The organism is Flavobacterium fryxellicola, from assembly GCF_900143245.1.
Classification (GTDB): domain Bacteria; phylum Bacteroidota; class Bacteroidia; order Flavobacteriales; family Flavobacteriaceae; genus Flavobacterium; species Flavobacterium fryxellicola.
Map to the genome: position 1 here is coordinate 1 of NZ_FRDK01000007.1, position 23,870 is coordinate 23,870.

Annotated in this window: 16 protein-coding genes; 12 read left to right on the plus strand and 4 right to left on the minus strand. The window is 31.0% G+C overall.

Annotated elements, in window-relative coordinates; all coding sequences use genetic code 11:
* Nucleotides 1–482 precede the first annotated feature (482 nt).
* From BUA03_RS10905 to BUA03_RS10950, 11 genes are all read left to right on the plus strand, one after another.
* The gene (locus BUA03_RS10905) at nt 483–3,557 is read left to right on the plus strand and encodes a type I restriction endonuclease (protein WP_066076734.1); all 3,075 of its coding nucleotides are present in this window, start codon (nt 483–485) and stop codon (nt 3,555–3,557) included.
* Between the two features lie 27 nt (nt 3,558–3,584).
* Nucleotides 3,585–5,180, plus strand: a complete 1,596-nt coding sequence (locus BUA03_RS10910) for an HsdM family class I SAM-dependent methyltransferase (RefSeq protein WP_245792622.1) — start codon at nt 3,585–3,587, stop codon at nt 5,178–5,180.
* On the plus strand, nt 5,173–6,483 hold the full coding sequence (locus BUA03_RS10915) for a restriction endonuclease subunit S (protein WP_066076739.1): 1,311 nt from the start codon (nt 5,173–5,175) through the stop codon (nt 6,481–6,483). The genes BUA03_RS10910 and BUA03_RS10915 overlap by 8 nt, the downstream gene beginning before the upstream one ends.
* Before the next feature lie 2 nt (nt 6,484–6,485).
* Nucleotides 6,486–9,461 carry an RNA-directed DNA polymerase gene (locus BUA03_RS10920; protein ID WP_066076742.1) on the plus strand — a complete coding sequence of 992 codons (2,976 nt, stop codon included), beginning with the start codon at nt 6,486–6,488 and terminating at the stop codon, nt 9,459–9,461.
* Nucleotides 9,462–9,615: 154 nt separating this feature from the next.
* On the plus strand, nt 9,616–11,727 hold the full coding sequence (locus tag BUA03_RS10925) for an AAA family ATPase (protein ID WP_082854273.1): 2,112 nt from the start codon (nt 9,616–9,618) through the stop codon (nt 11,725–11,727).
* Nucleotides 11,728–11,730: 3 nt separating this feature from the next.
* Nucleotides 11,731–13,140, plus strand: a complete 1,410-nt coding sequence (locus tag BUA03_RS10930) for a 5-methylcytosine restriction system specificity protein McrC (protein ID WP_066076745.1) — start codon at nt 11,731–11,733, stop codon at nt 13,138–13,140.
* Between the two features lie 125 nt (nt 13,141–13,265).
* Nucleotides 13,266–13,859: a DUF6088 family protein gene (locus BUA03_RS10935; RefSeq protein WP_066076748.1), complete on the plus strand. Its 594-nt coding sequence runs from the start codon at nt 13,266–13,268 to the stop codon at nt 13,857–13,859.
* On the plus strand, nt 13,859–14,137 hold the full coding sequence (locus BUA03_RS17090) for a nucleotidyl transferase AbiEii/AbiGii toxin family protein (RefSeq protein WP_262489219.1): 279 nt from the start codon (nt 13,859–13,861) through the stop codon (nt 14,135–14,137). Before BUA03_RS10935 ends, BUA03_RS17090 begins: the two co-directional genes overlap by 1 nt.
* Nucleotides 14,118–14,882 carry a nucleotidyl transferase AbiEii/AbiGii toxin family protein gene (locus BUA03_RS10940; protein WP_262489220.1) on the plus strand — a complete coding sequence of 255 codons (765 nt, stop codon included), beginning with the start codon at nt 14,118–14,120 and terminating at the stop codon, nt 14,880–14,882. Before BUA03_RS17090 ends, BUA03_RS10940 begins: the two co-directional genes overlap by 20 nt.
* Nucleotides 14,883–15,366: 484 nt before the next feature.
* Complete coding sequence (locus BUA03_RS10945; protein WP_066076750.1) at nt 15,367–16,515, plus strand: saccharopine dehydrogenase family protein; 1,149 nt, start codon at nt 15,367–15,369, stop codon at nt 16,513–16,515.
* A gap of 136 nt (nt 16,516–16,651) precedes the next feature.
* Nucleotides 16,652–17,365 (plus strand): GYF domain-containing protein, encoded by a 714-nt coding sequence (locus tag BUA03_RS10950; RefSeq protein WP_066076753.1) that lies wholly within the window; start codon nt 16,652–16,654, stop codon nt 17,363–17,365.
* Nucleotides 17,366–17,449: 84 nt separating this feature from the next.
* Here BUA03_RS10950 and BUA03_RS10955 read toward each other — a convergent pair whose 3' ends face one another.
* On the minus strand, nt 17,450–18,304 hold the full coding sequence (locus BUA03_RS10955; RefSeq protein WP_066076756.1) for an EamA family transporter: 855 nt from the start codon (nt 18,302–18,304) through the stop codon (nt 17,450–17,452).
* 257 nt (nt 18,305–18,561) lie between these two features.
* Between BUA03_RS10955 and BUA03_RS10960 the strand changes: the two genes are divergently transcribed.
* The gene (locus BUA03_RS10960) at nt 18,562–19,557 is read left to right on the plus strand and encodes a metal-dependent hydrolase (protein ID WP_066076759.1); all 996 of its coding nucleotides are present in this window, start codon (nt 18,562–18,564) and stop codon (nt 19,555–19,557) included.
* Nucleotides 19,558–19,765: 208 nt separating this feature from the next.
* Here BUA03_RS10960 and BUA03_RS10965 read toward each other — a convergent pair whose 3' ends face one another.
* From BUA03_RS10965 to BUA03_RS10975, 3 genes are all read right to left on the minus strand, one after another.
* On the minus strand, nt 19,766–20,359 hold the full coding sequence (locus tag BUA03_RS10965; protein WP_066076762.1) for a 2OG-Fe(II) oxygenase: 594 nt from the start codon (nt 20,357–20,359) through the stop codon (nt 19,766–19,768).
* 370 nt (nt 20,360–20,729) lie between these two features.
* Entirely contained in the window at nt 20,730–23,087 is a 2,358-nt protein-coding gene (locus BUA03_RS10970) for a GumC family protein (RefSeq protein ID WP_066076766.1), read from the minus strand.
* An 18-nt stretch (nt 23,088–23,105) separates the two neighbouring features.
* Nucleotides 23,106–23,861 carry a polysaccharide biosynthesis/export family protein gene (locus tag BUA03_RS10975; RefSeq protein ID WP_066076768.1) on the minus strand — a complete coding sequence of 252 codons (756 nt, stop codon included), beginning with the start codon at nt 23,859–23,861 and terminating at the stop codon, nt 23,106–23,108.
* Between the last annotated feature and the right edge of the window lie 9 nt (nt 23,862–23,870).

The window sequence follows — 23,870 nt, forward strand, 5'->3', positions numbered from 1 at the left end:
CTCTTCTTGTTCTTGACATAATTCTGCTAATTTAAGGTTTTTAATCCTATCTTAATTTAAAGCAAAAAATTGTACGTTTTTTGGGGAGCAGCATAGAACATAATGCAGATAGCCTTTATAATTTCTAGAATAAATAAAAAAGATAACCAAGACTACTTTGAGCCTTCCCTACTCTGTCTTTAATTTTTTTAATATTAAATGGTAATTTTAATTAAACTACTGCATAAAAATTTAAACGCTACAAAAGCAGTCTCTATTAAGATCAATACAAATGTTGACGATAATGTATATCAAAGAAAAAACAGTTTTGCTAAGAAAGAAAGTCAACTTCCATTTTGCATTATAAGATTTTATTTGAGAAAAATTTTGTGTCTCTTTACTTGTTAAATAAATTTATTTTAAGTTTACTTTACTTTCTTTTGTTTTCCTTTTAGATACGCTTCAACTTTTCTTACATTTACAGCTCAACATAAGAATGCTAAATGAAGTTCAACGAAGATTCAAGAGTTAAAATCCCTGCTTTATTGCATTTAATGCGTTTAGGGTACCAATATATTCCGTTAAAGGAACAAACTCGGATAGAAGAAAACAACATATTTTCTTCTATTTTCGTTTCTAAAATTTGTGAAATCAATTCTATATCTGAGCACGAGGCCTTAAGAGTATTAGATGAAATTAATCTCGAATTGGATTATGAGGATCTAGGAAAAAAATTCTATGAACGGCTTACTGCAACCTCTGGAATTAAATTAATTGATTTTGAAAAATTTGAAAATAATAGTTTTCATGTAACTACTGAATTGACTTGTAAATCTGGGGATGAAGAGTTTCGACCTGATATTACGGTTTTAATCAACGGTATGCCTTTGGCTTTTATTGAAGTTAAAAAACCGCATAACAAGCAGGGTGTTATAGACGAACGTAACAGAATCAATACCCGATTCAAAAATAAACATTTCAGACGATTTGCAAATATTTCTCAGTTGTTAGTTTTCTCTAATAATATGGAATATGAAGACGGTATCGTAGAACCTATTTTTGGTGCTTTTTACGCTAGTCCATCTTATGGTCAGGTTTCATTCAATTATTTTAGAGAAGATGCCGATTATCCAGTAAAACAGTCATTGGTAAATCTAAGTGAAAGTATTGAAAATGCACTATTAAAAGATAATAATTTAATGGTTATCAAACATTCACCTGAATACATAACCAATAAACAAGACAATACACCGACCAATCGTATCCTGACTTCATTATTTAGTAAAGAGCGCTTAAAATTCATTTTAAAATATGCCATTGCGTATGTGGAAGAGGAAAACCTGGGTAAGATTTCTTATCAGAAACACATTATGCGCTACCCTCAATTGTTTGCAACGCAAGCAATAGCTACCAAATTAGATCAAGGACAGCATAAAGGGATTATCTGGCACACCCAAGGATCTGGAAAAACGGCTCTAGCCTATTACAACGTAAAGCATTTAACAAACTATTATTCCAAAAAGCAAATTATTCCTAAGTTTTACTTTATTGTAGATCGTATCGATTTATTAATTCAGGCTTCTAGTGAATTTACCAATAGAGGTTTGAAAGTGAAGCAAGTTAATTCGAAGCAAGATTTTATAAATGATCTAAAGGTTATTGGGGCAATTCACAATGATAGTGGAATACCGGAAATTACAGTAGTCAATATTCAAAAATTTTCTGAAGATGCTACTGCATTGATAAACGTAGCTTATGATATTAATATTCAACGTGTTTACTTTTTAGATGAAGCGCACCGAAGTTATAACCCAAAAGGTAATTACTTGGCTAACTTGATTAATTCAGATCGTTCTGCGGTAATCATTGCGTTGACTGGAACTCCATTATTAAAGGAAGTAGCCAAAGATTACGATTCAAAAATGTTGTTTGGCAATTATTTTCATAAATATTACTACAACATGTCTATAGCAGACGGTTATACTTTACGCTTGATTCGAGAGCAAATTGAAGGTAATTTCAAAATGCAGATGAAAGAGGTTATGGATAAAATTAAAGTCTTGAAGGGTGATGTCACCGCAAGAGCTATTTATGCTGATCCAAAATTTGCAGAGCCTTTATTGGATTATATTACAACAGACTTAATCAAGTTTAGAAAAGACAATCAAGATACTACCCTTGGTGGGATGGTTGTTTGTGATTCTGCCATTCAAGCCAAAGAACTATTCAATTTATTCCAAGAGAGATATGGCTTTCAAGAGACAGATGCCAGCATTTTGATGGCAGCAGAGCCTCCTGCTAAATACGGAAGCAAAGAAGAACCAAAATTAACCGCTGCATTAATTTTACATGATGAGAATGATACATCAATTCGAAAAGAATTAATTACTGCTTACAAAAAATCAAAAGTGGACATTTTGTTTGTTTACAATATGTTACTTACAGGTTTTGATGCCAAACGATTAAAAAAATTGTATTTGGCTCGTGTGATTCAAGATCATAATTTATTACAAACCTTAACTCGTGTCAACCGCCCGTATAAGAAATACCATTACGGCTATGTAGTCGATTTTGCCGATATTTCGAAAGCTTTTGACCGTACTAATAAAATGTATTTTGATGAGTTGCAAGAAGAGCTAGGTGATGAAATGGAAATGTATTCGTATTTATTCAAAACCGAAGAAGAAATCCAGCAGGAGATCAAAGAAATAAAAGAAACTTTATTTCATTATGATACCCAAAATAGAGAATTGTTTTCTCAACAAATCGAACAAATTACAGATAAATTTGAATTAATTCGATTAATAAAAGCGTTACGGACTGCCAAAGAATTAAAAAACATTATTGCCGTCAACGGTTATGATGCTTTGGATGGCATTGCTGATTTTGAAGTTTGGAATCGTTTATTATCAGAAGCGCAAAACCGTCTCAACAATCTAAATTTTGTTGATAGTATTGGTAATGAAGAGACTTCGAAAAACTTAATTAATGTTGCTCTTGAGGATATTATTTTTGAATTTATAAAAGTTGACGAGAGCGAATTAGTATTAGCAGATGAATTCAAAAACATATTACGCAAAACTAGAGAATCATTACAAAATAACTTTGATCAACACGATCCACAATTCGTAAGTTTGCGTGAAGAATTAGAACGCATTTTTAAAAAGAAGAATTTAAGCGAAGTTACTCAGGCGGATATGATTGAAAACATGCACTTGCTTCAAAAAATATACGATCAAGCCAAAGAACTCAACCGAAAAAATGCGTTATTGCGAGCCAAATATGAAAATGACGAAAAATACAGTCGTATTCATAAACGCCTGAGCGAAAAGGGAACGTTAAATGCCAAAGAAATTCAGCTGCACAATGCCCTAATGCAAGTAAAACAACAAGTAGATGATAAGCTCGAAGGACAAGAAGATATGATCAAGAACGAAGCTTATTTCAAACGCTATTTGCTACAACTTGTAGTGCAAGAGTTTAAAAAGAAAGAACAGATCGAAATGGATCAAGACATGAAAAATAAGGTGAGCAATTTGATCGCCAACGAATATTTACAACAATTTCAATACAGATAAGAGAACATGACGCAGGATATTAATTTTATGACCAAAACCAAATTACTCATTGACAACCTAAAAAGTGTTTGTGCTAATTATGGTTTGGGTAATGATGGAAACGAATTTAAAATTATAACACAAGTATTTTTATACAAATTCTTAAATGACAAATTTAGATATGCCGTAAAACAAGAATGCCCTGATTTAGTTAAATCAGAAGCATTTTCGGCTGTTTTGATGGAATTGTCAGATGATGATTACTCTGATCTTATTGATTCTCTTGACCCAAATATTCCGAGGTTACAACCGGAACATTTAATTTCGCATTTGTTTACGAAGCAAAACGACGATGATTTTGCTAAATTATTTGATGATACCTTGCGTCAAATTAGTATTGAAAATGCCGAGGTTTTCTCTGTAAAATCATTTACAGGAGCAAAAGACACCTTGTTTGATGAGTTAAGTCAGTATATCTCTGATTCTTCGCAACGAGATGCTTTCTGCAAAGCTTTAATCAATAAGTTGTTTGAGTTTTCTTTTGAAGAAATGTTCGAACAGAAATATGATTTCTTTGCTACTATTTTTGAATATTTAATTAAAGATTACAATACCGACTCTGGAGGAAAATATGCCGAGTATTACACCCCTCATGCAGTGGCACGTATCATGGCGCAAATATTGGTACCTGAACCTGTAAAAGGCGTAAAATGCTATGACCCAAGTGCAGGATCTGGAACGCTATTAATGAGTATTGCCCACCAAATTGGCGAAGAAAATTGCACGATATACTCGGAAGATATTTCTCAAAAATCGAGTAATATGTTGCGTTTGAATTTGGTTTTGAATAACTTAACACACTCGATCCCGAATATCATTAAAACCAATACGATTGCCTTACCTCATTACTTAGAGAATAAGTTTGATTACATCGTTTCGAACCCGCCATTTAAACTAGATTTTTCTGATTTTCATGCCAGTTTGGACAAAGACGCTTTCAAAAAAAGGTTTTTTGCAGGAATACCCAAAATTGCAAAAACCAAGAAAGAGTCTATGGCTATTTACCTATTGTTCATTCAGCATATCATCCACAGTTTGAGCGATACGGGTAAAGCTGCTATTGTAGTACCTACAGGATTTATTACCGCTCAATCAGGAATCGAAAAAAAGATACGTGAGCGATTAATAGAAAACAATTGGTTGAGGGGTGTAGTGAGTATGCCCTCTAATATTTTTGCGAGTACAGGTACCAATGTCTCGGTTTTATTTTTGGACAAAAATGCAGATAGTCATAATATTGTTTTGATGGATGCTTCTAAATTGGGGGAAACCATAAAAGAGGGCAAAAACCAACGTACGGTTTTAACGCAAACCGAAGAAAACAGAATTATTGAAACCTTTAATAATAAAACAGCTGTTGAAGATTTATCAGTAGTAGTTACCAAAGAAGAAATTGCAACTAAGAATTTTTCTTTCTCTGCAGGGCAATATTTTGAAGTTAAGATTGAATATACTGATATTACAGCAGATGAATTTGCTGAAAAAATGAATGCTTTTGAAGCCAATTTATCCAAATTTTTTAAGGAAGGAAATACTTTAGATCTTGAAATTCAGCAACACTTAAAAGGATTGAAGTATGAATAAATGGAAACAAACTTCAATAGGTGAATTTATAGATTTCAACCCGTCAGAATCAATTAAAAAGGATAAAATCGCAAGAAAAATTCCTATGGATAAATTAGGAACGTTCCAACGAAAAATTAATGGATCTGAACATTCAAAATATAGTGCAGGACCAAAATTTAGAAATGAAGATACACTTGTAGCTAAAATTACTCCCTGTTTAGAAAATGGGAAAACAGCTTATGTTGACATTCTTGAAGAGAATGAAGTTGCTTTTGGATCATCAGAATTCATAGTGTTACGAGAGAACCAAAATTCTGATTCTAAATTTATTTATTATTTAGCAAGAAGTCCTCTTTTTAGAGATAAAGCTATCAGCTGTATGGAAGGAACTTCTGGACGAAAGAGAGTAAATGAAGGAGCATTAAAACGTCAGGAGATTTTAGTACCTAAATTAAAATCAGACCAACAAAAAATCGCATCCGTTCTTTCTGCTTTAGATGATAAAATAGAACTCAACAATAAAATCAATATTGAGTTAGAGCAAATGGCAAAAACGCTTTATGATTATTGGTTTGTACAGTTTGATTATCCTAATACAAATGGTAAGCCTTATAAATCTTCGGATGGAGAAATGGTTTATAATACTGTTTTGAAAATGGAGATTCCTAAGAGGTGGGAAGTGAAAAAATTAAGAAAAATTTCATATATAATTAATGGGTATGCTTTTAAGAGCGAATGGTATAGTAAAGTAGGTAAGAAGATAATAAGAACAAAAAATTTTGATAATGGATACATTGTTCTTGACGATGTAGTTTATTTACCAGTATTAAAAGCAGAAGAATTTCGTAAATATGAATTAGAAAATTTTGATTTTTTAATGGTTATGGTAGGGGCTTCTACAGGTAAACATTGTATTGTAAACTCAAATGTTTTACCAGCTTTACAAAATCAAAATATGTGGAGATTTAAGTCACTTGAGGGAAATCAATTTTTTTTAAATATGTTGTTGAAAAATGTAATAATAGAACTTGAAAACACCACTAATGGAAGTGCAAGAGGTTTTTTTCAAAAAGACACCTTTTTAGAAAAAGATATTTTACATCCGTCCAAAAATGAACTTAAAAAATATAAAGAAATTGCATCTCCAATATTCTCAAAAATTGATGTAAACCTCAAACAAAACCAAGAACTCGCACAATTAAGGGATTGGCTTTTACCAATGTTAATGAATGGTCAGGTTACTGTGGGTGATGCGGAGGAAATGGTGAATGAGCAGTTGGATAGGGTTGCTGAGGGTGGTGTTGATTATAAAAAGGATTAAGAATGAAAAGTAGTTTGTTTACCAAAGAAGAAATTTTATATACCTATCGTAAAGTTAAACGAGAACTTTATAATGAAAAGGAATATATAATACTTGAAGATATTGTACAATTTGAAGAAAATCTATTTGAAAACATAGATTATCTATTTGATTTATTGAATGGGGGTTCTGATGAATTATTAAATATTTTTTTAGATAATATTAATCACATAGGTACTTCCAATTTTATATTTAAAAAGGTCAAGTTTGCTTCAACAGGTAATTTTAAGGTTAAGAAAACTATTGAAAATTTAAATAGAAAGCTTTTTAATTTTGATTCAAATGAAAAAGCGGACAGCATTGAATTTAGATATATTAGTCATATCTCTATTTTTTTTCAGATTATAGGTGGGTTATGGATTAACAGAATAGGGTATAAACTAGATAAGTGTTTTCCAGAGAATGTCTATGGCTGCAGACTGAAAAAGTTTGATGACGAGTTAGACTTACCATATTATAAACAAAACCATTCCCTGTATAAACCATACTTTAATGATTATAGAAAGTGGCAAAATGATTTATTCGATAAAATTGAATCTCTTGAAAATAAAGATATAGTAGTCATAACATCTGATTTAAAAAAATACTACCATTTAATTGAAATTGAATATTTACAAAAGAAAGTTGAAACTCTAATTGAGCTAAATATAAAAGACTTAACGAAGCAAGACAAATTTTTGAACGATTTGGTATTCACAATGCTAAAGAAATTCAATGAAGCTAATAATGCTGACTATAAGGATTTTTATGATGGCGAAAATATTAATTTTAAAAATTTTGGATTACCTCTTACTCTTAACGTATCAAGAGTTTTAGCTAATATTTATTTATTAGATTTTGATAAAGATGTAATACAAAACGTAAGACCAATTTATTACGGACGTTATGTTGATGATATGATCATTGCTGTTGAGTATAACAGTGAGAAAGATAATCTTGAATTTGAAAAAGTAATAAGTTCTTTAAAAGAATTTAAACTCGATAAAAAAGGCGAATTAAAAAATTTAAAAGGTAAAAGTTTTAAACTTTCTTTTAATTCAGATAAAGAGAATATTTTCCTGTTTAACAATACTAAAGATAAGGTAGAACTTAATAATTTAAGAAAATCGATTAACAAGAGTTCAAGTGAGTGGAAGTTCTTACCAGACACTTCTGAATATGATGAAAATAGTGATTTAGATCTGTTTCAAAGTATAAATAAACAATGTGATGAAGTAAATAGTTTAAGAAAATCTGAGGGTTTAATTTTAAAAAGAAATAAATTTATAAAAGAAATTTTAAGTTTTGAAAGTGATATTAAGAATTATGAAAAACCAGTTTGGCAAATTAGACTTAATAATTTTCTAAATATCACATATGATTTTATATACGATATTCAAAACTTTATTGATTTAAATAAATATGTACCTAGAATATTTGGGTTAATCATACATTCAAGTAATGATGAATTAATTAAAAAATATTTTGCTGAATTGAATCTTGTTTTTGGAGTTTTAGAAAAGAATACAAAAAAGGAGAACAATAATAAATTCAAAAAAGCAAAAGATTTTGTTTACCGGAAGATTTACGAGAATTTGATTTGTTCAAATTGTTTATATAAAGTTGATTCAAAATATGCATTAGAATTATTGAGTTATGAAATTCACTATAATGAAAATTTTGAATACAATGTAAAAAGGTATTTCAACACAGACTTACATAGTATACCATTTAAAAATTGCTATTTCAAGTATGAGGAATATGCTAAATACATATCAAGTAATTTACAAGAAGCAGGTTTTGAAGATTTAACAAATATATTTTTTAATGAAAATTTAAAGAATTTTATTAGTAGTAACATCCAATCTACGAATTGTGGTTGCGAAGAAGGAAATTGCGATGATTATTGTCATAAAATTTTTGAATCAACAGGTTTTTACTTCTTTACCAGAAGAATCACATTGTTGGAATTATCAGTTGCTTTTAAAAATAAAGTAATATTTGATCAGGATAATTTTTCAAGACTTGCAAAACAATATTACCACAGGTTTTTTATTAATACTAATCCTAAAGGTGATCAGTACAACCGTATTGATTTTATTGAAGCTAAAAGTCAAAACAATCCGAAAGTTTGTAATACTCATTTTTTGACGAGGAACGAGTCATTTGATGCGAGAATTCGTCAATTAATTGAACCGGATAAAAGTAGATTTGATAGACTCAAAAAAATTGTCAATAATTTAATTCGTAATAGTAACGACATTGATTATGTAGTTTTTCATGAATTAGCTCTTCCGAGACACTTATATGTCCAAATAGCTGAAAAGTTAGGTTTTGTTGGCATAAATTTAATCAGTGGACTTGAATATAAAATTAATGAAAGTAGAAAAGAAGTAGATAATCAATTAGTATATGTATTAAACACGGGCAATAAGACACGAGGTAGTATTGCCCTGTATCAGTCTAAAATGATTGGTGCAGTTCATGAAAACACTGAGATTTTTAATCTAGCTAATTTCAAAATTGAAAGTTTGTACAAAGAAAAACTAATTATTAAGCACAACGGTTTTATTTTCAGTGGTCTAGTTTGTAATGATTTACTGGATATAAACAATAGATGCTCTTTGAGAGGTAATATAGATGCATTATTTGTTATTGCATGGAATCAAGATTTAGAAACTTATCAGCACCTAGTGAAATCTGCTTCATTAGATATACATTGTTTTGTATCATTATGCAACAATAAAAGTTACGGAGATACTAGAATCCGTGCGCCCTACAAGGATGAGTGGAAGAGGGATATGCAAAAAATTCATGGCGGTATACTTGATAATTTTATGATTTCGGAGTTGCCAATTTATGAACTTAGAGATTATCAATCTAATAATGTTCCTCCCAATAAACCTTTTAAACCCTTCCCAACTGGATTTATAATTTCACTAGAAAGAAAGAGAAAGTAAGTTATGGAGGTATTATAATTGTTGAAATAAGTAATAAAAAATAATATAAAGAGAGTAAGTAAGTACAATATGACAATCGAAATTGCAGATATCTATTTGTATCAATCACTTATTCTCTAAAAAGAGAATTTTATAATTATAAAGCATAAACTACATGAATTATTTAAATGATTTTAAAATTTTCTATTTAAACATTGTGTTAACAAATACAACAAGTTATTTTGCGTCTTTTAATGAAGAAAATTTCGATAAAAATATAATTGAATTAATCGAAAATTTTGAAAAAAGTTATGGATTGAATCCCTTTGAAATAGATTCTCCTGTTGAAATTAAGGAATTGATTTCTCAGAAAAAAGAGCCGTTTTTTACTTATTCATTTCGTAAAGGTTCTGATGTACCACAATCAATTCTGAATAAACATTTTGCCTTATTTCTTGAATATAATAGATTAATTAAGTTTTCTAATTTACAAGAACTAGTAGATAATTTACATAAACTTCTTGGAAATAATTTTATAAATAAATTTCAAAGAGATAGAATAAATCTAAACGGAAATACAAAAATAGCTTCATCAACTCAGATTTTTGGGACAGTCCGTGATGATTATTGGACAATAAATAAAGGTAGTGAGCGTGAATTACAATACCATATATACAAAGGCAAAAATGAAATTGGTTATGGTTTAGGATTTAATGCACAAAAATCTCAAAACAATTTAACACCAATTGAAAATGTTAGTCCGTTTGTAAAATCATTTTTACTTAATAAAAATGAAATCGAAAAAAATTTACAGGATTATAGTTTTATTAATCAAACCATTGAAGGCTTAAAGAATATAAAGGAAGGAGATTTCATTATTTTTGGTAAAAAAAATAATATTGAAGTTGTTGATGATGGTTTTCAAATTAACGGTTTGTTTTTTTTAGAAATGCTATATAATCTTAAAAATAAACAATTTAAAATTTACAAATTAATTTATGAGAACTCAAAAAAAGCTAATATTAATTCATCTCAATTATTTAGTATGTTGGAATCAAAAAATATTTTAGATTATAAAAAACAAATAATCTTACAAGGTCCTCCTGGAACTGGAAAAACTAAACTCGCTAAAGACATAGCAGTGCAAATGCTAGGTTTAGGAAATGTACAAGATTTAAATGATAACGAGCAATTCAAACTGATACAATTTCATCCATCATATACCTACGAGGATTTCGTACGTGGAATAGTAGCGGTACCAAATGAAGATGGTAGTTCAATTGTTTATGAGGCTGAGAATAAAGTCTTAGGTAAATTTGCAAAGGAAGCGTTAGAAAATTACTTAAATAGTAAAAAAGATAACCAAACGATTTCAATAGAAATTCAGATCGAAAATTATTTTGAGGAATTTAAAGATTATATTTTTGATGAAATCGAAGAATCAAATGGGTTCTATGAATTAACCGAAAGCGTAGGTTTGATTTCGGTAAATGATGAACATGCATTCAGATACAAAGGTAAAAATGATGGCTGGTTAAAAAACGGTAACCGCATGCTTTTTAGAGATATTTTACAAGCCTATGCTGATAAGAACAAAGTACGTCAAGATATTAAAAAAAACACGAGACTTTCAGGTTTAGCAAGACAACACGCCAGTTATTTTATTCGGGTTTTAAATAAATTTCAAGAGTTCATAATCAATAAGAAATATACTTTTAACGAAACTAATATTACTACAGTACAACTGAAAAACTATGTTCTTATCGTTGATGAAATTAATCGTGCTAATTTATCCTCTGTTTTAGGTGAATTGATTTATGCACTTGAATACCGAGGGAAAACAGTAGATTCAATATACACGATTGGAGAAAGTAATGAGCTAATATTACCTTCTAATCTTTACATCATTGGAACAATGAATACTGCCGATCGATCAGTGGGTCATATTGATTATGCCATTAGAAGGCGTTTTGCTTTTGTTGATGTATTACCTAAAGATTTATCAAACGAAAAAGAGACAATATTTGATTCCACATTGTTTAATTCCGTGAAAAATTTATTCACGATCGATGATTACAAAACCCGATCTAGTTTTTTGTCAACAGATTTTGAACCCAAGGAGGTAGCATTAGGACATTCTTATTTTATTGATAAAACAGAAGACGGCGGTACTATGTCTGTACGACTGGAATATGAAATTAAACCAATTTTAAGAGAATATGTGAAAGACGGAATATTAAAAGAACTTGCAAAAGATGAAATAGAACTATTAAAAGCTACTATCTAATTCATGCTAAGAATATCTGAACATTTCGAATATTATAATAAAAGTCATTTTTCTACTTTTCAAGAAGTAGTCAATTTGGGGCATTATTATGATTCAACAATTCAAGCAGATCGCATTGATTTTTTTGATGAAGCAGAAGATACTTGTGTTAGTATTGGTTTACATAAGAATGATGAGGATAAGCTTATTTCTTGTAATATAAAGTCCTCATACTACATTGGATTAGATCAGTTTCCTAAACTAAAACTTAATGTATATGTAGAACCAAAACTTAATAATGGTACTCTGCAACTGGATTATATTACAATGCTTTTGGAAGCCTTAAAAGCTCCTGACAATTTTGATCATCTAGATGGACTGATTGAAACAAAATTAAATGAAGAATGGATAGAGATTAAAAGTGATCTAAAACCTATTTTGACGCCTTTTTTAATAGCACAGTTTCTTTCTGTTGTTCAAAACTTGGTGAAAAAAGGTTTGAAGAAATCGTACTATACCGTTCAAGAAAACTTGAATTCTAGAGTAAAGGGAAAAATACTAGTTGGTGATCAAATCAAACATAATCTATTAAAAAATAGACTAACGAAAACTATCTGTCAATTTCAAGAATTTGGTTTTGACACAGAGGTAAATCAATTTTTGAAATACGTTCTTTCAGTAATTCCAGAATTGTTAGCAGATTTTAATCAAGATAATCAGTTTAATCAATTACAAGAGGTCTTGAACTATTGTAAAGGAGGATTTTATCAGGTAAATAACAAGATCTTTAAAAAAATAAAACACCACGAAAATAATCCGTTTTATAGAAATTATAATCAGGCCGTACAACTTGGAAATCAAATTTTAGCATTACAAGATTATAATATTTCAAGTCAGAATCAACAAAAAACTACCAAACATCCAAGGTTTTGGATAGATATGAGTAAGTTATTTGAATTGTACGTTTTTCAACAACTTAAAGAAAAATATCCAAAAAATGGTGAAGTACAGTACCATAAAAAATTTAATAAACAAGAACCTGATTTTATCCTTAATATAAAAGACGGAATAAAAGCCGTAGTTGATGCTAAATACAAACCAAGGTATGCTAATGGGAATCCATCTATGGAGGATGCAAGACAATTATCTGGCTATACGAGATTAAATAGCGTTTATAGAGAATTAGGATTGATAGATGATAATCGTGTAATTCCTGCCTATTTTATTTATCCTGCTAATCTTTCTTTAATTAAAGAACAAGAGAATAATTTTGGAAACCCTTTTGAAGATGATTTCATACTATCTGAAAATGCTATTTTAAAAACGGATTGTCGAAAATCTACTTCTTATAAGGAAATGTATTTACAGGAAGTTAAATTGCCTTTTTTGGTTGCTATTACTGATAATAAGGTTCTTTCTGAAAAACAGGTTTAAGCTTTGTAAGGTTCCCAGGTAAAGAATATATGAAACCGATCTTACTACTTATTACATAGAACTTGTAAAATTCAATTTGTCACAAATTTTTACTATATTTGTGACAAAATAAATCCTATTATCAAATGCAAAGTATTGAATTACAAATAGAAAACGAGATTGAATCTCAAGCAAAGGGTACTTTGCTTTTCGGGGATAGTTTTACTAATTTCGGTTCATCAGAAGCGATACGTAAAGCATTGCAACGTTTGGAAGAAAAAGGATTTATTACACGTATAGCACAAGGAATCTATGTAAGACCAATCATAAGCAACTATATTGGCGAAGTATTACCTTCAGCAGAAGAAGTAGCTACGTGCATTGCCAAAAGAGATAGGGCAAAAATTGTACCTACTGGTGTTTATGCGTTGAATGCTTTGGGCTTGAGTACTCAAGTCCCTATGAATTTGGTCTATCTTACTGATGGCGCACCGAGAGTCATTAAAATAGGGAAACGAACTATTAATTTCAAAAGAACAACACCTAAAAACTTACTAGCTAAAGGAGACATTAGTAGTTTGGCAATCCAAGCATTAAGAGAAATTGGCAGCGACCAAATTACTGATGATGAAGAAAGTAAAATAATTGAACTTTTAAAAAAAGAAGATCGATCTAACTTACTACATGATATACAATTAGCCCCCGTTTGGATTAAAAAAATAATGCAAAAAGCACTGTAATGACAAAAATAAGTTTTCATACGCTACCTACCTCCGAAAAGGCAACTATACTGCAGGAAGTCAGTAATAAACAAGGATTAGCTCCATTTGCAGTAGAAAAAGACTGGTGGGTTGTACAAACTCTTAGTATTATTTTTGATTTAAATGTTGGAAATCATTTGGTTTTCAAAGGTGGAACGTCTTTGAGTAAAGCGTGGAATCTTATTGATCGCTTCTCTGAAGACGTAGATTTAGCCATAGACAGACAATTTCTAGGATTTGAAGGTCGAACTAGGTAAAAAACAAATTACCGCTTTAAGAAAGGCTGCAAACAATTATATATCAGAAACATTCTTTGTAGAGCTACAGAGCGCATTTGTCAAAAAGGGCTTTCAAGATTTAAAATGGGAAATCGTCAAAACAACTGCGTCTGATCAAGATCCAGTAATCATCAATCTTTATTACCCAAATAGTATTACTACTCCTGGTTATATTAAGCCAAGAGTTCAAATAGAAATAGGTTGCCGTTCACTAAGAGAGCCATTTAGCCCTCAAGAAATAGTTTCGTTAATAGATATTGAATTTCCAAATACAATTTTCGCACAACCCGTAAGCACAATACCTACAGTAAATCCTGAGCGGACTTTTTTGGAAAAAATATTTTTGCTCCATGAAGAATTTAGTAAACCTAAAGAAAAAATCAGGGTAAAACGTTTAAGCCGTCATTTGTACGACGTATATCAACTATCACAAACTAAATTTGCTAATGCTGCATTACAAAATAAAGAACTCTATGAGACGATTGTACAGCACCGTTTCAAATTCACAAAAGTCGGTGATATTGATTATAATTTACACCAACCACAAACAATAAATCCTATTCCTTCAGCTGATATCATCGAAGCTTGGAAAGCAGATTATAAAATAATGCTAGAGCAGATGATTTATGGAGATGCACCATCATTTGAAACCATTATTTTCACATTAAACGAACTAAAAACCAAAATGAACAGCTTGGATTGGCAAATTGAAATTAAAAAATAAGTGTAAAAGTTTATTTTTCTTTCCTTTAGTACTACTAAATTCACAAATAGTATACACCTAATGTACACCTCTCCCCTGCTAAAGCCTTATAAATAAAGGCAAATTACTTATTGTATTGGCAAATAATAGCACTCCGAAATAACGATCGTAGTATTTTAAAGCCATTAAGAGAATTAAGGTGCATTGCGTTAAATTAAATGTTTTAATAGTTGTGATAAATACCTTTTTTTTAGATTTGCTTATAAAAAAATGGTCAAGTTGCTCAGACTTTTATTTCAGACTGCTCTTAAAGCGTGCGGTTTTTAACAGCAAAATGTCATTAGTGAATAAATCCTCTCTGTTTGCGATTGTGGGTTTAATCTCTAACTTCCATTTCTGTATGTGGGTTTTCCATTATTATTATAAACCACTACAGGATTTAAAGATCAAAAAACTGCTCTTCCAAAACATATTTAAATACAAGAAAAAAGGCTATCTTTAAAATATGAAAAAGCATCATACCATAATTATTGCTGGAGCCGGCGGAATTGCAGAAGCTGTAGGTTTGTTATTAATCGAATGGAGTGACGTGGCTCCTACGCTATTTATTGGTGATAAAAATCACACCAAAGCAAAAAAAGTAGCGCATTGGATTCAAGAAGGAACAACGAAAAAGGAATCCATTCACGACTTTCATCTTGATGAAAAAGAACTTACGAATGAAATGAAGGCAATTTTTAGTCGAGGCGATATCATTCTCGACTGCCTTCCTGGTAGCCAAGCACCACGTATGGCGAAATTTGCCAAAGATTTTAACATGCATTACGCCAATCTCACAGAATATGTTACCGAAACTTCCCAAATAATAGCTTTGGCAAAAAATGCCAAAACGGGTTTTGTTCTTCAAACAGGATTGGCTCCAGGTTACATCGATTTACTAGCAAATGGACTTTTTCAACAATTCTGCATTGACTTTGAAGTGGATAAAGTAGATAAATTAGAATTTAAAGTTGGCGCCTTGACCAATCATGCCGTTGCTCCACATTACTACGGATTTACTTGGAGTCCAGTGGGTGTGGCTACGGAATATTTGAAAGATACGATAGTGCTCCGAGATTTCATAAAAACAACGCTCCCTCCATTGTCAGAAAGAGCCTCTATTATTATTGACGGTATACCCTATGAAGAAGATCTTACCTCCGGCGGAGCAGCAGATTTACCGGAAGCACTGTCTGGAAGAGTGCGTTCACTCGATTACAAAACCTTACGCCATCCCGGTCATTATGCATGGATTCAACAGCAACTCTCTACTTTGGAAAATACTGAGGAAGCTATAAAATTATTACAGCAAGTAATGGAGGCGGTAATTCCGCATGTCGAAGACGATCAAATTATCCTATATGCTGCAGTTGAAGGCAAAGATGCCTCTGGAATTTTGCGAAAACGTGAAATTGCAAAGCGCATTACACCACAAATAGTAGGAAAATATAAATTGAGAGCAATCCAAACAACCACTGCGGCGCCATTAGCCCAAGCAGCGCAATTGTTGCTAGAAACATCGTTAAACGGTGTTGTTCTTCAAAGCCAAATTGACCCCGAATCCTTTTTAAACGGAAATTATATCCTCCAGGTATATGGAAAAGTAACTTCTTAATCCAATTAATTACCCATTTATTTTATAATTTCGACAGGTAGCTATCTGTTTAAATACATTGCTAAAAAAAGCAAATTGTTTTGTACTTTTGAAACTTCAAAAATCAATCAACACGTAAATAAATAAGCAGCATAAAATGAATTCCTATTACGTACACAACGGCACTGAAAGTAGCGGTCCATTTAATTTAACTGAATTGAAAGCCAAATCAATTTTAAAGACAACGCCTGTTTGGTGTGAAGGAATGCAAGATTGGAAAACTGCAGGGGAAATAACCGAATTACAGTCTGTTTTTAGAGTGACGCCTCCCTCAATTAACACTATTCCACCCATTCCCAAAAAAAGTTCCGAAGAGGCAAATACTAAAATAATAGGGATCGAAAAATCTTTTTTTTACATGCTCTCCGGAATTTTAGTTTTAGTTGTTGGAACTCTTATTTTTAATTTTTTTGAAGAAGGCAGAAGTGCTGAACTACAACAGAAAAACAACATCACAGAAAGAAATAATCTGCAATTTCAATTACAGGAAAAAGAAATTGAAGAACAAAAGAATCGCATAATTGAGCAAGAAAAACAGGAATTTGAGAGAGTTTTAAAAGAGAGAAAACAAACACTAAACGATAGGCTTTTTGAAATTAAACAAAAACTTGCTGCTGATTTCAGTGATCTAGATCAGGCAAAAGATAAGCTAGCTAAAGCTACAGACTTTCAGTTTTTAAGAACAAACAGTGAGAGAAATGAGGACATCAGTTTAATTGAAAGTGAAATTGAAAATTTAAAGAATGAGATTGAAAATTTAAAGAATGAGATGGATCAGCTCTACTTAGAATTAGAAAAAATTAAAGCTTAAAAAATGAAGCTAAATGGCAATCGTAACGAGTTGCGATTCTCGATAGTTCCATTATTTGACTTCAAAAAAACATATTTTCCTTTTCTATTTTGTTTGTGAAAATACAATTAAAACAATCGCTACCAAAGCCATAAAAAGACCCGCGTAATTTGTTTTCGTGAGCTTTTCTTTGAAGACAAAAATACCTACAAGACTCCCTATTATGATGACACCCATGTTCATCCCAGCAAAAACTGTTGATGGATTTTTAGCAAATACTTGATGTGCCTTCAGATAAAAAAGAATGTTACCAAAATTAAAAATACCAACTAACCCACCAAAAATGATGTTTTTAGTCTCTATTCGAACCTTATTAGCTAGCAATTCATAACCTACAACTGCAAGCATGATTACCAGTGCAATGCTAAAAACTATAAATAGAGAGGTGGTATAAGGCAGCGTTGTAAACAGAGCGATTTGTTTAAAAAGGATGTCTATGATCCCAAAACCCAGCAAAACTACAGTAGGATAAATCCATTTGTTTTTGGTGTTTTTTGAAGGTTTAGACAGAATTAGTAGTAGCGCTGGAAACCCAACTACAAGTGCTGTAACTTTAAATACATTGAAATCCTCTTTGAAGATTAACCAAGCGGCCAAGATCGGAATGAATAATGAAAGTCGTTGAGCGGCATCCGTTTTTACAATTCCCATGTGCTTAATGGAAATAGCCAAAAATAGAAATACTGATGGCAATAAAATACCCAACGACATGTAGATACCCCATGGCGACGAAGTGTTCACTTCCTTCAAATTTGGACTGAAGAACAAATAGCATAAAATAAGAGCAAACAGATAATTAGCAGCAACAATTTGTGCATTATTAACGTTATAATTGCGAGAAAATTTAAATAGCACCCCCACAGTCACACTGCAAATAATACTCAAAACCAGAAATAGCATAGCAAATTTTTAGAGTGCAAAACTACCATTTATTGTCTCCCTATTTACTTTTTTCGAAAATTAAAAAACTCATAAAAAAAGTTCAAAAACGGACCGAAAAGAGCTAATTGAGAAAAATCCTTGTCCTAAAAGTGTTTTAAAAGACTTGTTGCAACACTAATTTTTACTATCCATCACTATTAAGAATCTGTAATTAAAGAACAAACATTTACACTAGTACTATCCAGATATTATTTGATTTCAGCTACTTTTGTGTCATGGATTCTTTTACTCAAATCGCTTTAGGAATTGCAATAGCTGAAGTATGCGCTGGCAAAAAATTAAAAAACAAGACTTTTTTGTATGGCGCTATTCTTGGCAGCATTCCCGATTTAGATGTTGTAGTTGGACTGTTTTTAAATCCTGTAGATGCCATTCTTATGCACCGCGGTATCAGCCATTCAATTTTTCTTTTTTTGATTTTATCCCCTATTTTAGGCTGGTTTATTTCAAAAATTGAAAGAGCGAAAATTAACTTTATACTGGCCACCAATATGGTTTTTTGGTGCCTTTTAACTCATGTAGTGTTAGACATGTTTACTTCATGGGGCACACAAATTTTGTGGCCGCTGGATCATCGCTTTGCATTCAAAACTATTTTTGTAGTTGATCCGTTGTACACCATTCCGCTGCTGATTGCATTGCTATGGGTATGGAGAACCAAAGATCCCTTGCTTCGTAAAAAGTACAATTTTAAAGGATTGTTTTTTAGTACTGCCTATCTGATTTTGTCCTGCTTTTTAAAATTGTATACCTTACACCAATTTGAAAAAGCATTAATAAACCAAGGAATTCATTATTCTGAAATTATCGTAAAGCCTACGCCTTTCAATCTGATTTTATGGAATGCCAATGTAGCGACGACCGATTCTTATTTATTGTCCGACTATTCTTTATTCGACACCCAACCGATTTCATTTGTGGCTTACAGCAAAAATAACGTTTTAGAATCAAAGCTTACAGGAAATACAGATTTTAAAAAACTAAAAAAGGCCAGCGAAGGTTGGTACATTGTTTCTCAAAAAAAAGAAACTTTATACTTTAATGATTTACGCTTTGGATTATTGAATGATAACCCTGCTCATCCGCAATTTGCTTTCAGTTATCAATTTATTGTCAATAATTCGAAATTAAATGCCATAGAAGTCCCTAAAAGCAAAAGGGATGGAAAAAGACTACTACAGAAAATATTTAATCGCCTAAAAGGAAATTAACACTCCCCTTATTTCCCACATTGATACCCAACAAAGAAACAGAGTAGAAAAGACGTGTGTCGATTATTATTTTTTAATTGATAAAACCCTTTCGATTAATGGCGATAAAAATAAAATTAAACTATTCATCAGTAGTTTAATAAAGCAAATCACTTAATGTAATAATTTAATTATATACGGAAGTAAATCCTACTCTTAAATTTTAACATCAATCGCTCTTCAACCAGCCCGTAATACTCATTCTGGTATTTTGAGTCACCAAAACTTCATGAACCAATTCGTCGCTTTTGAAGAAAACAGTTTTACCTTGTGTAGGTGAAATTTTCTGATTGTTATTTGCTTGATGAATCAGCAGTTCGCCACCGTCACTTTCTTGCCAATTACTATTGAGGTAAGTGATCATGGAGTATTTTCGGCTAGGATTGTTTTTGAATTGGTCTAAATGCTTGAGATAAAAATCACCCGATTCATAAAGTGAATAGTGGAATTCATAACCTGTTATTCCGGCATAACAACTTTGGTTCAAATAAACAATAAAGGCTTCTATTTGGGCAAAGAATTCATTTTCGAATGCATTATTGTGTTTTTTATCAAGCCAATAAATAGAATCGCTTCGAATCGCTCCGTCATAAGAAACCTTCTCTGAGTTCCCAACTCCTGCTTCCAACAATAAACTTTGCTTATTTAAAGCAATTAAGTTCTGCTTTAAATTATTGGCTAAAGTAGTACTCAAAAAATGTTCCGATATCCCTACTTTATTTTCAATATAGGAGGCAATTAAATCCTCAAAGCTATTTTCCATGTCTTTTATATTGACTGAATATACCGCCAACGGGCCAAGATAGACTAATAAAATTCGTTAGAGACTGAATCTGAAATAAATAAGATTATTTACTTATAATTCCTCTTTTTATTGCTATGACGGACATGTAATTTTTAATTTGGCTCCTCTTTAGAAAAAGAAAAACACTTTATTCTTAAAGTATAAAAGGTATAATTCAAGCTATTATTTTACACCAGTAAAACCTTAAAATAATAAAAAACTAAATTTAACCAATAAAATATAATAATTTACTTACAAATATATCATTTCATTTTCTAAAACATTGCAATAGAATCATCAATAACTATATAAGGCTATTTATAATCCTTGATGGTAATGGAAAAAAATATTATCCTGCTATAATTTTTTTCCACCAGTTTGTTTTTGAAATAGATTTCCCATACCCATAACTTTGTCCATAACCGTAGCCTCGTTTTAAATCAACCCCGTTAATTAGAATCGCCATATTAGGCAATCGCTTTTCATTGAACATCTTTTTTGGAATTTCTAAAAGCCTTTTGTCTAAATTATTAAATCTAATTATATACAAGCATAAATCAGCATGGTGACTTAACAACAACGCGTCTGTAACCATCTTTACAGGAGCTGTATCTACAACAACATAATCATAGTTATCTTTAGCGTAATCGAAAATTTCATCAAAACGACCATTCATTAGTAACTCAGATGGATTGGGTGGTACTGTCCCTGAATTTAAGATATCATAGTTTCCTTCTACAGATGGTTCAATTACATCCGAAACTTTTAAAGAATTATCCATTAAAAAATCGGACAATCCATTTCCTATATTTTGATTAATATATTCATTCCTATTTGATTTTCTAATATCTCCACCTATTAATAATACTTTTTTATTAGATAGGGCAATTACCGATGCGAGATTTAATGTGGTAAAGGTTTTACCTTCTCCAACTGTTGTAGACATAATAAATATTATTTTTGCCCGACCTTTTATTTTAGAAAGCATAAAATTAATATTTGTTCGCAACATCCTGAAAGATTCAGAGATTCCCTCATTATTATTGTCATGAATTCCAATTTTATTACCTGTGACCATTTTTGGAATTTCTCCAATAATAGGTGCTTTTATAACGCTTTCAATATCTTTAATAGATTGGACTTTATTATCGAAAAAAAATTTAATATACAAGGCTATGAATGGTAATAGTAAACCTAAAGATAGCGCTGTAATAATTACAAGAATTAATTTTGGACTTGCAGGTCTACTGCTTCCATCAGCAAAATCAATTATCTTTGCATTAGGTGTAGTAACTGCCAAGGAGATAGCATTTTCTTCCCGTTTTTGTAATAGAAACAAATATAATGTTTCAATGATTTGTTGTTGACGTTGAAATTCTTTAAATTGACGTTCTTGTTTTGGCGCTGAGTAAATTCTTGAAAACACTTTGTCTTCCTCCCTTTTAGTATTATTTAAAGCGATATTTAGAGATGCTTTTAAATTTTGTAAACCATGTGATATACTTGTTCTCAGTTGCTGCAGTTGCTCATCTAAATTAATAATAACTGGATTTTTTTTGCTTGAACTTTTTAAAATCCGGTTACGTTCCATTAATAATTCATTATATCTGGCACTATTTGTACTAACTGCATCATCTGATAAGCCTAAATTTGAAGGTATGATTTGCTCATTGTTTTTGTTTACATAATCCGTAACATATTCAGCAACTCTTACCTGAGTATTTAAATCAACAATTTTCTTTTCTAATTCTGCATTGCTCGCTAATATTAATGAAGATTCAGAATCAATGTCGGTCAATTGATTGTTCTTTTTGAAATTTTCGACTCCCTGATCTACATTTGATAATTCATTTTTAATAAGTTCCAAACGTTCATTGATAAATATATTATTTCTTTTACCGATAAATTCTTTATCCGCAACGACATCCTTATTATATTGCTGCACTAGATTATTTAAAATATCTTGTGACTTTACCTTAATGGGTGCTTTTAAAGTTAATTGAATTAAGCTAGACTTTTTATACAGTACCTTAACTTCAATATCTTTTCTTAAATCTTCAACAATATTTTCTAATGGAACCACCTTAACTACTATTTCTTCATCTTTTCTTACGTTTTTTAATACAGTGGGCGTTACAGTAATATTCCCAAAATCTGTTTGCACATTTTCACCAAACAAATATACTTTGCTGGCAGTACCCCTACCATTTTTTAAAACAAATTGTGTGGGAGATAAAGCCTGAATTGAAAAAATAGTGTCTTTACTGTACACTAAGGAATCCTTTAATGAAAAATTGATTTTAAATGGAACATCATTCTTGTACAGTTCTCTATTTACAAATATTCCCTTTTCATAAAAAGTAATGTTTGTTCCTAATTTTTTCACCACACTTTCCATCAAACTAAACGATTTTAGCATACCAATTTCATTATCGACAGTTGTTATGCCAAAAGTGGTCAATCCTAAATCTTCAGAAGCTGAAAGCACTGAAGGCAACCCTTTACTGTTTTCATCGTTAACTAAAATGGTAGTTGTAACAGTATATTGTTTAGGTATAAATTTTAAATATGCAGATGCGCCTATAGCAGAAATAATTATACCAATAAAAAACCATTTCCAATTATAGGCATATTTTTCAAATTTTTCACGATAATTAACGGCTTCATCGTCTTCAAACATATAATTGTATGGGTTCTCATTTTGCATAATCTTGATTTTAAAGTTTTAGCGATTAAGAATTAATATTATTGAAATTAATGATGAAATTGATGAAAGTATAATACCTGCATTAGCGCCAACAGCTGATGAATTGAGTTTTGTTTTATTAGGTTCTACATAGATTACATCATTTTGTGCCATATAAAAATAAGGAGAATTAAAGATTTTTTTATCAGTTAGATCGAGTGTAATAAAAGCTCTTTTTCCTCCCTGTTCTCGTATTAACATTACGGTTTTTCGCTTGCCGTGTATAGTTAGATCCCCTGCTAAACTAATGGCTTCTATTACACTAATTCGCTCGTTTGGTATAAGATAAGTGCCGGGAGTTTTTACTTCACCTAAAACAGCTACTTTAAAATTTACTAATCGAATATTTACAATAGGTTTTGCAAGATATTCTGCCAAAGTCTTAGTTAATTGCTGTTTTAATATTTTGGTGGTAATTCCTTCCACTTTAAGAATCCCAACAACCGGAAAAGTAATTTCACCATCATTATCCACAATATAAGTTATGGGTATGGGTTCCGTTGTACTAGTCGATTCATATAAATTAAAAGGAACTGCTGCTCCTTTATCAATTGCTGAAACATTAATGCTTAAAATATCTCCTTTTTGAATTTTTGGTTCATAAATCTCATAATCTTCATGAGAGAGATTATCCTGATTGCCTTGAAAATATACCATTTTTTCAGAAGAAACACAGCTGGTTAAAATTACAGTTAACCACACTATTAATAAATATTTAATGTTTTTATTTTTCATATAATTGTT

What these genes read in the sequence shown, in the direction of transcription:
- BUA03_RS10950 (WP_066076753.1), top strand. Translation starts at nt 16,652, where the DNA reads ATGAATTCCTATTACGTACACAACGGCACTGAAAGTAGCGGTCCATTT.
- BUA03_RS10960 (WP_066076759.1), top strand. Translation starts at nt 18,562, where the DNA reads ATGGATTCTTTTACTCAAATCGCTTTAGGAATTGCAATAGCTGAAGTA.
- BUA03_RS10910 (WP_245792622.1), top strand. Translation starts at nt 3,585, where the DNA reads ATGACCAAAACCAAATTACTCATTGACAACCTAAAAAGTGTTTGTGCT.
- BUA03_RS10955 (WP_066076756.1), bottom strand. Translation starts at nt 18,304, where the DNA reads ATGCTATTTCTGGTTTTGAGTATTATTTGCAGTGTGACTGTGGGGGTG.
- BUA03_RS10905 (WP_066076734.1), top strand. Translation starts at nt 483, where the DNA reads ATGAAGTTCAACGAAGATTCAAGAGTTAAAATCCCTGCTTTATTGCAT.
- BUA03_RS17090 (WP_262489219.1), top strand. Translation starts at nt 13,859, where the DNA reads ATGACAAAAATAAGTTTTCATACGCTACCTACCTCCGAAAAGGCAACT.
- BUA03_RS10935 (WP_066076748.1), top strand. Translation starts at nt 13,266, where the DNA reads ATGCAAAGTATTGAATTACAAATAGAAAACGAGATTGAATCTCAAGCA.
- BUA03_RS10920 (WP_066076742.1), top strand. Translation starts at nt 6,486, where the DNA reads ATGAAAAGTAGTTTGTTTACCAAAGAAGAAATTTTATATACCTATCGT.
- BUA03_RS10965 (WP_066076762.1), bottom strand. Translation starts at nt 20,359, where the DNA reads ATGGAAAATAGCTTTGAGGATTTAATTGCCTCCTATATTGAAAATAAA.
- BUA03_RS10975 (WP_066076768.1), bottom strand. Translation starts at nt 23,861, where the DNA reads ATGAAAAATAAAAACATTAAATATTTATTAATAGTGTGGTTAACTGTA.
- BUA03_RS10925 (WP_082854273.1), top strand. Translation starts at nt 9,616, where the DNA reads ATGAATTATTTAAATGATTTTAAAATTTTCTATTTAAACATTGTGTTA.
- BUA03_RS10945 (WP_066076750.1), top strand. Translation starts at nt 15,367, where the DNA reads ATGAAAAAGCATCATACCATAATTATTGCTGGAGCCGGCGGAATTGCA.
- BUA03_RS10930 (WP_066076745.1), top strand. Translation starts at nt 11,731, where the DNA reads ATGCTAAGAATATCTGAACATTTCGAATATTATAATAAAAGTCATTTT.
- BUA03_RS10915 (WP_066076739.1), top strand. Translation starts at nt 5,173, where the DNA reads ATGAATAAATGGAAACAAACTTCAATAGGTGAATTTATAGATTTCAAC.
- BUA03_RS10970 (WP_066076766.1), bottom strand. Translation starts at nt 23,087, where the DNA reads ATGCAAAATGAGAACCCATACAATTATATGTTTGAAGACGATGAAGCC.